This is a genomic window from Caballeronia hypogeia (assembly GCF_001544875.2).
Classification (GTDB): Bacteria; Pseudomonadota; Gammaproteobacteria; order Burkholderiales; family Burkholderiaceae; genus Caballeronia; species Caballeronia hypogeia.
Genome location: NZ_FCOA02000033.1, coordinates 14,304 through 26,478 on the forward strand (window position 1 = coordinate 14,304; position 12,175 = coordinate 26,478).

Annotated in this window: 12 protein-coding genes; 4 read left to right on the forward strand and 8 right to left on the reverse strand. The window is 65.2% G+C overall.

What is annotated here, in order from left to right:
• Position 1: 1 nt before the first annotated feature.
• From AWB79_RS31560 to AWB79_RS31595, 8 genes are all read right to left on the reverse strand, one after another.
• The gene (locus AWB79_RS31560; RefSeq protein WP_061171373.1) at positions 2 to 1,594 is read right to left on the reverse strand and encodes an FAD-binding oxidoreductase; all 1,593 of its coding nucleotides are present in this window, start codon (positions 1,592 to 1,594) and stop codon (positions 2 to 4) included.
• A 13-nt stretch (positions 1,595 to 1,607) separates the two neighbouring features.
• Complete coding sequence (locus AWB79_RS31565) at positions 1,608 to 2,504, reverse strand: MBL fold metallo-hydrolase (protein ID WP_063963595.1); 897 nt, start codon at positions 2,502 to 2,504, stop codon at positions 1,608 to 1,610.
• Between the two features lie 11 nt (positions 2,505 to 2,515).
• Positions 2,516 to 3,211, reverse strand: a complete 696-nt coding sequence (locus tag AWB79_RS31570) for an ABC transporter ATP-binding protein (RefSeq protein ID WP_061171375.1) — start codon at positions 3,209 to 3,211, stop codon at positions 2,516 to 2,518.
• Complete coding sequence (locus tag AWB79_RS31575) at positions 3,183 to 4,061, reverse strand: ABC transporter ATP-binding protein (RefSeq protein ID WP_082862530.1); 879 nt, start codon at positions 4,059 to 4,061, stop codon at positions 3,183 to 3,185. The genes AWB79_RS31570 and AWB79_RS31575 overlap by 29 nt, the downstream gene beginning before the upstream one ends.
• Before the next feature lie 17 nt (positions 4,062 to 4,078).
• The gene (locus AWB79_RS31580; protein WP_061171376.1) at positions 4,079 to 4,951 is read right to left on the reverse strand and encodes a branched-chain amino acid ABC transporter permease; all 873 of its coding nucleotides are present in this window, start codon (positions 4,949 to 4,951) and stop codon (positions 4,079 to 4,081) included.
• 6 nt (positions 4,952 to 4,957) lie between these two features.
• Positions 4,958 to 5,845 (reverse strand): branched-chain amino acid ABC transporter permease, encoded by an 888-nt coding sequence (locus AWB79_RS31585; RefSeq protein ID WP_061171377.1) that lies wholly within the window; start codon positions 5,843 to 5,845, stop codon positions 4,958 to 4,960.
• A gap of 14 nt (positions 5,846 to 5,859) precedes the next feature.
• Positions 5,860 to 7,017 carry an ABC transporter substrate-binding protein gene (locus AWB79_RS31590; protein ID WP_061171378.1) on the reverse strand — a complete coding sequence of 386 codons (1,158 nt, stop codon included), beginning with the start codon at positions 7,015 to 7,017 and terminating at the stop codon, positions 5,860 to 5,862.
• Between the two features lie 494 nt (positions 7,018 to 7,511).
• Positions 7,512 to 8,210 (reverse strand): GntR family transcriptional regulator, encoded by a 699-nt coding sequence (locus AWB79_RS31595; protein ID WP_082862531.1) that lies wholly within the window; start codon positions 8,208 to 8,210, stop codon positions 7,512 to 7,514.
• A 110-nt stretch (positions 8,211 to 8,320) separates the two neighbouring features.
• Between AWB79_RS31595 and AWB79_RS31600 the strand changes: the two genes are divergently transcribed.
• The 4 genes from AWB79_RS31600 to AWB79_RS31615 all read left to right on the forward strand — a co-directional run bounded on the left by AWB79_RS31600 (position 8,321) and on the right by AWB79_RS31615 (position 12,136).
• Positions 8,321 to 9,073, forward strand: a complete 753-nt coding sequence (locus tag AWB79_RS31600; protein ID WP_061171379.1) for an SDR family NAD(P)-dependent oxidoreductase — start codon at positions 8,321 to 8,323, stop codon at positions 9,071 to 9,073.
• Between the two features lie 37 nt (positions 9,074 to 9,110).
• Positions 9,111 to 10,304 carry an acyl-CoA dehydrogenase family protein gene (locus tag AWB79_RS31605; protein ID WP_061171434.1) on the forward strand — a complete coding sequence of 398 codons (1,194 nt, stop codon included), beginning with the start codon at positions 9,111 to 9,113 and terminating at the stop codon, positions 10,302 to 10,304.
• Positions 10,301 to 11,341, forward strand: coding sequence for a phosphotransferase family protein (locus AWB79_RS31610; protein ID WP_061171380.1), 1,041 nt, complete (start codon positions 10,301 to 10,303; stop codon positions 11,339 to 11,341). Before AWB79_RS31605 ends, AWB79_RS31610 begins: the two co-directional genes overlap by 4 nt.
• Positions 11,342 to 11,449: 108 nt before the next feature.
• Complete coding sequence (locus tag AWB79_RS31615) at positions 11,450 to 12,136, forward strand: NADPH-dependent FMN reductase (protein ID WP_374728578.1); 687 nt, start codon at positions 11,450 to 11,452, stop codon at positions 12,134 to 12,136.
• The last annotated feature ends 39 nt before the right edge of the window (positions 12,137 to 12,175 follow it).

Genomic DNA, 12,175 nt, shown 5'->3' on the forward strand with positions numbered 1-12,175 from the left:
GTCAGACCGCCAGGCCCAGCGAGCCGGGATTCATGAGGCCTTTGGGATCGAGCGCCTGCTTCAGCGCGACCAGCACGCCGCGCGTCGCGGGCTTGAGAATTTCCGTGAACGGATAATCGCGCGCGACTTGCCACGATACGCCGCCGAGGCTCGCATAAAGCTCCTGCGTTTCGCGCCGCAGACGCGCCACCGCTTCACGCGCCTCCGGATTCGCCGGCCGCTTGAGCCAGGGCGCGACGACATCGTGCCCGACGCTCTTTTCATGCAGCGGCGTGATCTCGTCCATCCAGTAGAACGCGGGCTCGAGGAAGAACTCCTGTCCCGTCGTCATGGTCATCACCGAGTACTTGATGCCGTGCTTGTCCATCATCGGCTTCTGCTTCGCGAAGAACGCATCGTTGGCGTCGAGCACGCGCTTCGATTCGCTGAGCGGAAAAACGCCGTGTATCGGCACCCAGCGTTCGCCGTCCTTGCCGAGCATTCCGCGTACCGGACTGAACGGCTTGCTGCGCATCACTCGCGGCACCGCGTTGTCGATCTCGACGCCGTACGCTCGGCCGATCGCGCGAACGCGCGCAAGCGCCGTCTCCAGCGCGGCCTGATCATGTCGCTCGATGACGAGATGCAGCGTGAACTCGTGATTCTTCAGGAAGCTCGTGCCCGTCACGGCCACGTTGAGCGCGTTCTTGATGCCGCTCAGGCGCGATGTCGAAGCGCTCGCGACATTGCCGAGAATCTTCAGGCCATCGCTGATGCGGTTCACGCTCGCCGAGTGCTCGACCTTGGTCTTGTCGATGCCGAAGCCTTCGGAGACCAGATGCTCGCGCGCCATCTCCACTTGCGCGGCGGCCATTGCCGTGATGCTCGGAAAGCCGAACGACACGAAGTCGACCGCAGAAGGCACGCGCACGAGCTTGATGGTCGCGGCGACCTTGAAGCCGAGCGCGCCGTTGTCGCCGAGAAACAGACCCGTCAGATCCGGACCCCCTTCGCGCGTGAACGGCTTGGTGTCCACGCGGCCGCCCGAGCCCGTCGTCATGAGCTGGCCATCGGCGAGCACGACCGTCACGCCCAGCACGCTTTCGGCCACCGTGCCGTTCAGCGCGGAACCGAAGAACGCGCTGTTCTGCGAGAGCGCGCCGCCCACGGTCGCGTTGATGCCGGAGAGCGGTCCCCAATACGGCGTGCGCAGTCCCGTGTCCTTCAGCGCTTCGTTGAGCGACGCCCACGTGCAGCCGGTTTCGACCGTCACGTATAGATCCTGCGTATTGATTTCGATGACGCGATTCAGCTTGCGGCTGTCGATCACGACGGAGCGATCGCGCGCCGGCAGATAACCCTTCGTGTACGACATGCCGCCGCCGCGCGGCACCACGGCGATATCGGCGGCCGTCAGCGCGCGCACCGCGTCCGCGACCTGCGCCGCCGAGCCCGGCATGACGATGGCGAGCGGCGTGACGCCCGGCTGCCAGAACACATCGTTCGAGTAATAGGCGCGCGTTGCGTCGTCGTCGAGGATGGTTTCGGCGGGGACGATGCCGCTCAACAGCCGGGCAACTTCGTTCGCTTCCTGCACATTCGGATTCGCATTCATGTTCGTGACCTCGTTAGTTGACGGATTCAAGCGGCACGAACGTGAAGTTCTCGCCACGGCGAGTCACGCGGCCCGCATGCGGAAAGCCGAAATGCGCAGGAAACAGCAGCGCCTGCTCTTCTGCCGAGATTTCGAACAGCGAGCGGCGCGTTTGGTTGGCCACGGCGCGGTCCTCGCAGAAGCGGCTGCTCCAGTCCGGCTGATACACCTGAATCGGGTGATGGAAGGTATCGCCCGTGAAGTACGCGGTCTCGCCGCGCGAATGCACGCGCACCGCGAGCTGGCCGGCGGTGTGGCCCTGCATCGGATGAACGGAAATGCCGGGCAGGAACTCTTCGTTGAAGTCCACCAGATCGACGAGTCCCGCTTCGATCACCGGATCGACGCTGTCGACGATCACCTCCGCGCCCATCGGATGGCAGCGCAGTCCGCCTTCCGGATCGCGCCAGTGCGCCAGCTCCGCGCGACCCATGATGTAGCGCGCATTCGGGAACGTGGGCACCCATGCATCGCCTTCGAGACGCGTATTCCAGCCAACATGATCCACATGCAGATGCGTATTGATGACGAGCGTGACCTGCTCGGGCCGCACGCCGTAATCGGCGAGCCGGTCCAGATACGGCAGGTCGAGCTGATGAAATCGCTGAAACGCGGCGTGACTGCGGAACTTGTGATTGCCGCAACCGGTGTCGATCAGAATGACGTGCTTGTCGGTCTTGAGCAGCCACGAGTGCATGCTCGACATCAGCTTGCCCGACTCGCCATGATAGAAATTCGGCAGCGCGAGCTGTGGATGCTCCTGCATGATCTCCTGCGTGAAATCTGGCAGAAGGAAGCCCGGCTCGAAACCCGGGGTGAGCATCTCCTCGACGCGCATCACTTCGATGGCGCCTATTCTTGTATGCCACATGTCGTTGTCTCCTAGGACAGATATGCTTCGAGCAGATTGGCTTCGCCACGCAGCGCTTCGACGGTGCCGTGCGACACGATCGAGCCGCGTTTGAGCACGTACGCGTAGTCGCATACCGAAAGCGCGATCTCCGCGTTCTGCTCGACGAGGAGAATGGCCTGACCTTGCCTGTGCAGCCGCACGATGGCGTCGAACACCTGATCGACGACGGAGGGCGCGAGGCCCATCGACGGCTCGTCGAGCACCAGCATGCGCGGATCGGTCATCAGCGCGCGGCCGATGGCGAGCATCTGCTGCTCGCCGCCGCTCATGAGTCCGGCGATCTGGCGGCGCCGCTCCTTGAGCCGCGGAAACAGCTCATAGACGCGCGCCAGCATGTCGGCCTCGTTGCCGCGGCCCGCGTAGGCGCTCAGCGCGAGATTCTCTTCCACGGAGAGCGGCGCGACCACGAGCCGCCCTTCCGGCACGATCGCGAGCCCGCGCCGCACAACCTGATGCAGCGAGAGGCTGGAGATCTCCTGATCGTTCAGGCGGATCGAACCGCGTATCGGACGATGCATGCCCGCCACGCTCTTGAGCGTGGTCGATTTGCCCGCCCCGTTTGCGCCGAGCAGCGCAACCATCTTCGAGGCGCCCACCTCGAAACTGATGTCGCTGACTGCGCGAATGGCGCCGTAACTAGCTTGAAGTCCGGAAACGGTTAGCATCGTCGGATTTTCCAAAATAAGCTTCTTTCACCTGCGGATGCGACATGCATTCCTGCGGCGTGCCATTCGCGAGCAGACGGCCGAAGTTCATCACCGTCACGTGTTCGCAGAAGTCCATCACCAGACGCACGTTGTGCTCGATCATCAGCACGGCGAGGCCCGCGTCCTTGAGTTCGTGCACGAGACGGCCGATGTCGGTCGCTTCCTGCATGTTCATGCCGGCCGTCGGTTCGTCGAGCAGCAGCAGGCGCGGATTCGTCGCCAGCGCACGCGCGATTTCCACGCGCCGCTGTTCGCCATACGAGAGCGTTTCGGCGAGCACGTCGGCGCGGTGCGCGAGGCCTACGCGTTCGAGCAGTTCCAGCGCATTCGCGCGCGCCTGCTTGCCGATCGCACGCGATTTCGGCAGGCCGAGGAACGCACCGAGCATCGATGCGCCCGAGCGCGCGAAGTAGCCCGACATGACCTGCTGCAAGGTCGTCATGCCGCTGAAGAGCCGGATGTTCTGATACGTGCGCGCGATGCCGAGCAAGGCGATCTTGTGCGCGGGCAGCCGCTGAATCTCGGCGCCCTCGAATTCGACCGTGCCCGTATCGCATTGCAGAAGGCCGCTGATCAGGCTGACGGTCGTGGTCTTGCCCGCGCCGTTCGGCCCCATCAGTCCGACGACGCTGCCGGGCGCGACGGAGAGCGCCATTTCGGAGACGGCCGCGATGCCGCCGAAGCGCTTGGTGAGTCCTTGCACCTTGAGCAAGGGCGCGCGCTGCGACGACGCGTGATCGCCCTGACGCGCGGTGACCGACGTGACGCTGCCATGCGCCTGATGCGCCGCGGCGCGGTTCAAGGGCATTGAAGATTGACTGCTCGTCATGACGTCGCGACCTCGCTGGTTTTTTGCGCGCGGCGGCGCAGGCGCGCATCCGGATCGATCAGTCCGCGCGGCAGGAAAAGCATGATCAGCAGCAGCACGACACCGTTGGCCGCATCCTGCAGCGACGGCACGATCGACTGCGCGAGGATCGGCAACGCCGTGAACACCGCCGCGCCGACCACCGCGCCGAGCCAGTGATACGAACCGCCGAGCACCACCGACGCGACCACGGTAAAGGCGACGTTGATGAAGTACGTGTCGGGCGAGATGAACTGCAATGTCATCGCCATCAGCACGCCGCCGAGCCCGCCGACCGCGCCCGAGATCACGAAAGCGATCGTCTGGATGCGGCGCGGCGGAATGCCGAGGCTCGACGCCACCGCCTGATCCTCGCGCACCGCGCGCGATGCGATGCCGAACCATGACGTCGAGAGCCGCCAGAAGATGAACATCACGAGCGCGCAGATGATCGCGAGCCAGCCGAGCGAGATGTTCGTCGGCAACGCGATGCCGTTCACGCCGCCCGTCAGCGACGGCACGTTGACGACGATCACGCGCGTGATCAGCACAAGGGCGAGCGTGGCGAGCGCCATCCAGTGACTTTCGAGGCGCAGGAAAATCGCCGCGATCACATACGAGAGCACCGCGCCCGCGAGCGTCGCCGCGACGATCGCCATCCACGGCTCGATTCCGGTTTGCAGCAACAGCCGCGAGCCGATGAAGCCGCCGATCGCCGCATACGACACCGTGGCGAAACTGAGCACGCCGCAGCCGAGCACCACGTAGGTGCTGAGCGCGAGCACCGCGTTGACCAGCGCGAAGGCGATCGTGCCCTGGAACGACGAGAAGAAATCGAAAAGGACATTCATGGTTTCTTACGCCCGGGAGGTGGCGACGCCGCCGAACAGACCTCGCGGCCGGACCAGCAGGAAGACGAGCAGCAAGGCGTAGGTGATGCCGTCGCGCAAGCCGGAGGACAGGTATTGCGCCGTCATCACTTCGAGCACGCCGAGCAGCACGCCGGCGATGGCCGTGCCGCGCACGTCCTCGTAACCGCCCACCACGACGGCGGAAAAGCCCTTGAGCAGCAGACCTTCGCCGAGCGTGAAGGACACGTTCTGCGTCGAGATGCCGGCGAGCACGCCCGCCGCCGCCGACAGCGCGCCCGACAAGGCCGCCGTGAAGAACACGATGCGCTTCGAGTCGACCCCGCCGATGGCCGCCGCGGTCTGGTTCCAGCCCACCGCGCGCATCGCCGCGCCGAAGCGCGTCTTGCGGATCAGGAAGTAGAGACCCGTGGACAGCACCAGCATGAAGATCACCGTGATGACCTGCATGGCCGGCACCGGCACGCCGCCGATGTCGAAAATGGCGAGCGGATAGCTCTCGCGCGGGAAGCTCAGGCTCTGCTGGCCGGTGGCCATGCCCGCCAGGCTGTCGAGAATGATCCAGCACGCGATGCTCGTGATCAGCGCGCCGAGCATGCCGCTATTGCGTTTGCGCAGCGGCTGGAACGCCACCTGATCCACCACCAGCGCAAGCGCGCCGCCGCATACGACGCCGAACAGCATCGCCATCGGGAAGGTGAAGCCGAATTGTTCGACCGACCATAAGGCCGCAATCGCGCCCCAGGTGGCATACGTGCCATGCGCCGCGTTGAGAATGCCGAGCGTGGCGAACACGAGCCCGAATCCCAGCCCGAAGATTGCGTAGAGCGAGCCAAGCGCTATGCCGTTGGCAAGCTGTTCGAATAGAAGCTGCATCGATGCTCTCCGTGCTATTTCGCGGGCGCCCAGGCCACGAGATTGCCGTCAGACGTGCGGTTGACGATCAGCGTGCCCCTGGTCGTCGCCTGGCCCGCCACCATTTCTTCGGAGCCGTAGACCGTGTGCTCGATCGTCTTGATCTTCGCGAGCGCTTCGGCAAGCTGCTCGCGCGTCGGCGTGCCGCTCAGCGACTTCAAACCCTGCGCGACGAACCAGACGACCTGATAGCCCTGCGCCGAATAGATGTCGGGCGTCGCGCCGAAGCGCTTCTGGTAGTCGCTCGCGAAAGCCTTTGCTTCCGGCGAGCTCGAGAGCGAGTCCGAGAAGCTGATCGGATACGGCACGCCCACCAGCGCGGAACCCATCTTCTTGAAGACCGAAGCCGGCGACACCACGTCCGTCGTCACGATGGTCTTCTTGTAGCCGCGATCGCGAAGCGCGGTGATCGCGCCGGTCGCCGCGCCCTGCGTCGCGTAGACGAGGATCATGTCGGCGTTCATCGCCATCGCCTGCGTCGCGGCGGCGGTGAAGTCGGTGTCGCGCGTCAGCACGTTGACCACGCCCGTCGTCTTCACGCCCTGCGCTTCGAGCGCGTGGCGCGTGTCTTCCATGCGGCCCTTGAAGGCGTCGTTATCCGACGTGAGGATGTAGGCGGCGCTCTTCAGATTGAGCTTCTTGCTGACGTCCACGCCCGTCGCCACGTCCTGCGGCCCCGGCAGGATCGTCATGTTGTAGATCCACGGCGGCTGCGGCAGGCCCGGACCCGTCGCGCCGAAAATCACCAGCGGGACCTTGCCGCTGGTCACGACCGGCTTCAGCGCATTCGCCACCGGCGAGAGAATGCAGCAGCTCGTCGCGATCACCGAGCGGTCGCCGATGAACTGGCGCATCGCCTGAATCGCGCGCGCCGCGTCGCTCGCGCTTTCCTTGCCGTCGAGCGCCATGGTCGCGCTGGCGCCGAGATAATGCTTCGCGTTGATTTCACTCAGCGCGAGCTGCGCGCCGTTCCAGTAAGACTGCCCCGCGTATGCCAGCGGTCCGGTGTTTTCCGTGACGAAGCCGATCTTGTAGACGCCGGCCGCGGGCTCGGCCTTGACCGTCTGTCCGTGCAAGGCCGCCGCTGCGAGAAGCGGAGCGAGTATCTTGAAGCCGCCAGAAAAATGTCTCATGGTCTTTCTTGTGGTCGATTATCGAGTTTTCGCTGATGCCGATTTGACGCCGCGTTGATGCAATTCGTCGGCACGAGTCGCCACCGCACCCTGCGCAGTGCGGGTGTTCGCTGGAAAAAGATTGAAGGTCAGGCGCGCAGGGTAAGCACTGGCTGCGCGTCGCGTCTGCCGTGTGAACGGCTACCCATCGCGGCGAAGCATTCGCTCGCTCGCGTGGTCAGCCGGGACCGCACTGACTTCGGTGCTCTCATTAGAGCTTTTGCGGCGCGGGAGCATGCACCGGACTAACCCCTATTTTTTCCACATTGTGGCGGTAACCTTCGTGTGACTGAACGAACCAGTTAGCCAAACATCGCCAAAAGCGTGCGTTGCACGCATCCGGACGATGCGCCGATGTGGCCCTGCAAGGCGCGCACGCGGTCGTCGAAAGTAAAACAGAGGGATGTGAAATCCGGACGAACGTCCGGACCGGAGTGTCTGACCGGCTGCGCGCGTCAGTCCTGCGGCTGCGCCGCGAGTTCGTCGATGAGCTCGCGCACATGGCGCACGTGCTGCACGCCCGCGCGCTCGGCTTCCTTGCTGTTGCCGGCGAGCACGGCCTGGCCGATCTTCGCGTAATCGGCGATGCGCAGCGCGGTGAGGTTCAGCGGACGGAACTGCGCATGCACGATATGCAGTTGCACCGCCGGAAACATGCGGTTCAGTTCGCTGTTCTCCGCCAGCTCCAGCAAGGTGCGATAGAACCGCCGCCGCAGCCGCCCGAACGCTTCGGGATCGCTCGAGGGCATGAAGGCGTCGAGCTCCTCGAGCACGTTTTCGAGCTGCATCGCGTTGGGCGAGAGGCGCGCATTGCGCGCGGCGACGCGCGCGAGCAGACCGGTCAGCAACTCCGCCACCTCCAGTACGTCGTGGGTTTCCTGCAGGCTCAGCGAGCGGATCGACGCGCCACGATTACGGTTCAGATCGACGATGCCGTCCGCCGCGAGCCGCTGCAGCGCCTCGCGCACCGAGTTGCGTCCGACCTCGAAGAAATCGGCTAGATCGCCCTCGACGAGCCGCTGCCCCGGCACGAAGCTGCCGCGTTCGAGCCCCCGCGCGATGCCTTGATAAACGAGCTGAGTCGCGCTGACCGGTGGCGACTGGATCACGCCGGCCGCGGGCGCCGAGGCCGCGAGCGCTTTTTTCTTGAACATGGAAAGGACCGTGACTGCGCGATGTTTTGATGACGGTCGTGATTATAGCCTCACACAATCCTATATTATTGCCCTACAATCCAATCCGACATAATGATGGGGAGACAACGTTGGACAAGATCTTCGCTTTGGAGGGGAAAAAAGCGCTCGTCACGGGAGCATCGAGCGGGCTCGGCGCGCATTTCGCGAAGGTGCTGGCGCAAGCCGGCGCGGAAGTCGTGATCGCCGCGCGCCGCACGGAAGCGCTCGACCGCCTCGCGGACGAAATCCGCGCATCCGGCGGCAAGGTCGCGACCCAGGCGCTCGACGTCACGGATACGGCCTCGCGCGACGCAGCGTTCGCCGCCTGCGGCCGGCTCGACGTGCTGATCAACAACGCGGGCATCGTCCGCGAGAATGCCGCGCTCAAACAAAGCGAGGCGGACTGGGACGCGGTGCTCGACACCAATCTGCGCGGCTGCTTCTTCATGGCGCAGGGCGCGGCCCGGCTGATGCGCGAGGGCGGCGGCGGTTCGATCGTCAATATCGCGTCGATTCTGGGCTTGCGGCAGGCGGGCGGCGTGCTGCCCTATGCGGTGTCGAAAGCGGGCGTGATCCAGATGACGGCCACGCTCGCGCTCGAACTCGCGCGCTATGGCGTTCGCGTAAACGCCATAGCGCCGGGCTATTTCAATACGGAAATCAACGCGGACTTCTGGGATTCGAGCGCGGGACAGGCGCTCATCCAGCGGATTCCGCAACGGCGGCTGGGCGAGCTGCCTGATCTGAACGGACCGCTGCTGCTGCTCGCGTCCGATGCATCGCGTTACATGTCGGGCGTCACGCTCGCCGTCGATGGCGGTCATCTCGTCGCCTCGCTCTGACACACGCGGCTCTATCAAAGGAAAGTCCATGGCAAGCATGAATCTGGTGAAGACCGAACGCGGCGCGGCGCTCGCTGCGCGCGTCGAAGCGTTCGTTCGCAACGTCGTCATTCAGTACGAGAACGATCCGCGCCGCGACCGGCACGGCCCGTCCGAGGAACTCGTCGCCGAACTGCGCGAACGCGCGCGCGAGGCGGGGCTGCTCACGCCGCACATCCTGGCCGACGGCTCGCATCTGACGCAGCTCGAAACGGCGGCGGTGCTCAAGCGCGCCGGCCTTTCGCCGCTCGGGCCGGTCGCCGTGAACGTCGCGGCGCCGGACGAAGGCAACATGTTCCTGATCGGCGCGATCGGCACGCCGGCGCAGAAGGACCGTTTCCTCGCGCCGCTCGTCGCGGGCCGCGCGCGCTCGGCGTTCTTCATGACCGAGCCGGCCGCCGACAACGGGGCGGGCTCCGATCCGTCGATGCTGCGCACCAGCGCGCGGCGCGACGGCGACGACTGGGTCATCGACGGCAGGAAGGCGTTCATCACCGGCGCGGTCGGCGCGAAGGTGGGCATCGTCATGGCGCGCACCGGTCCGGCCGATGCGGTGCGCGCAACCATGTTCCTCGTCGGGTTGCCGAATCCGGCCATTCGCATCGAGCGCATTCTCGACACCATCGACAGTTCGTCGCCGGGCGGCCACTCGATCGTCGTCATCGACAATCTGCGCGTGCGCGCGGATCAGGTGCTGGGCGAAGTCGATGAAGGTTTCCGTTATGCGCAGGTGCGGCTTGCGCCCGCGCGTCTGTCGCATTGCATGCGCTGGCACGGCGCGGCGACGCGCGCGCATGAAATCGCCAGCGCCTATGCGTGCCGCCGTCAGGCGTTCGGCAAGCCGCTCATCGATCACGAGGGCGTCGGCTTCATGCTCGCCGATAACGTCGCCGACCTGCAGCAGGCCGAGCTCATGATCGACTGGTGCGCGGAAGTGCTCGACAGCGGCTCGCGCGGCACGCTGGAGAGCTCGATCGCGAAGTCGTCGGTGTCGGAAGCGCTGTATCGCGTGGCCGATCGCTGCGTGCAGATCATGGGCGGCACCGGCGTGTCGGGCGACACGCTCGTCGAGCTGATCTTCCGCGAATTGCGCGCGTTCCGCATCTACGACGGCCCGACCGAAGTGCACAAATGGTCGATCGCAAAGCACATCAAGCGTCAGCATTCCGACTCGCACGGGAAAAGCGCATGAGCGCCGACGACACCACCGCGGTGCGCGAAGGCTATCGCTTCGACGAAGCACGTCTGTTCGACTGGATGAGCGCGCATGTCGAAGGATTCGCGGGGCCGCTGCGCGTCGAGCAGTTCAAGGGCGGCCAGTCGAATCCGACTTATCGCATACGCACGAACGAACGCGACTATGTGCTGCGCCGCAAGCCGCCCGGTCAGTTGCTCAAGGGCGCGCATGCGATCGAGCGGGAAGCGCGCGTGATTACCGCGCTCGACGGCGCAGGCTTCCCAGTGCCGCGCGTGCATGGCTTGTGCGAAGACGCGTCGGTGATCGGCAGCAGCTTCTATCTGATGGACTGCGTCGCGGGGCGCATCTTCTGGAGCGCGGCGTTTCCCGACCTGCCGCGCGACGCGCGCGCGCCCATGTTCGATGCGATGAACGACACGCTCGCGCGGCTGCACCGCATCGATCCGGCCGCGATCGGCCTCGGTGATTACGGTCGCGGCGGAAACTATGCGGCGCGCCAGATCGAGCGATGGTCGAAGCAATATCGCGAGGACGATCTCGCCGGCAGGCTGGCGGACATGGACCGGCTGATCGAATGGCTGCAGCGACATATCCCGGAAGATGACGAAACCTCCATCGTGCATGGCGATTTCCGCGTCGACAACATGATCTTTCATCCGAGCGAACCGCGCGTGGTGGCGGTGCTCGACTGGGAACTCTCGACGCTTGGGTCTCCGCTTGCCGATTTCGCCTATCACCTGATGATGTATCGAATGCCTCAGGACATTCTCGGAGGATTGGCCGGTACGGACCTCGCGGCGCATGGCCTGCCGGACGAGGCCGGCTATGTGCGGGCCTATTGCGAACGGACCGGGCGCAGCGGCATTCCGGAGCTTAAGTTTTATATCGTGCTCAATCTGTTTCGACTGGCCGCGATCCTGCACGGCATTCGGGGAAGAGTCGCGCGCGGCACGGCGGCAAGCGCGCATGCTCAGGCGATGAGCGCGAAGCTGGAGCGCGTCGCCGCGCTGGCGTGGGCGCAGACGCAGTGAGATGGAAGGCGCTGCGGGGGCAGCGCCTTTCGTCCATGAAGCACCCGCTGAATCCCGCATATCCTTAGCGAAAATCGTGCGTTCCGGTCCGCGTGTGCGCTGGCTATGATGGTTCATCTGACGGCTTTCGCCGTTGCCATTTCCGGAGCACTGAACTTGACCCGAACTGAATCATCGCGCCGTCCGCTCGTCGTCGGAATCGGCGGCACGACGCGGCCCGCATCATCGACCGAGCGCGCGCTGGCGTTCGCATTGAAAGGCGCACAGGAGTCCGGCGCGCGCGTGCAGTTGTTCGGCGGCGCGTTCCTGCACAGCCTGCCGCACTACGCGCCCGAAACGCGCGAACTGACCGACGAGCAGCACGAACTCATCGAAGCGGTGCGCGCCGCCGATGCGCTCGTCATCGCGACGCCCGGCTATCACGGCGGCATCTCCGGACTCGTCAAGAACGCGCTCGATACGCTCGAGGAACTGCGTCTCGACGAGCGCCCGTATCTCGATGGCCGTGCGGTCGGCAGCATCGTCACCGCGTATGGATGGCAGGCCGCGGGCACGGTATTGACGTCGCTGCGCTCGATCGTGCACGCGCTGCGCGGCTGGCCGACGCCGTTCGGCGCGGCGGTCAACACGCTGGAGACGCGCTTCGAATCGGCCGATACGTGCTCGGACCCGAAGGTCGTCGAGCAGCTTCGAACGGTCGGGCAGCAGGCGTCGAACTTTGCGCTGGCGTTCGGCGCGCAGCGCGCGGACGCGTGGCATGCGGTGGAAAGAAAGGTGGCGGTGACGCAGGACTAGGCCGGAACGCGCCGCGCTCTCACGCGCGGCGTCCGAAAC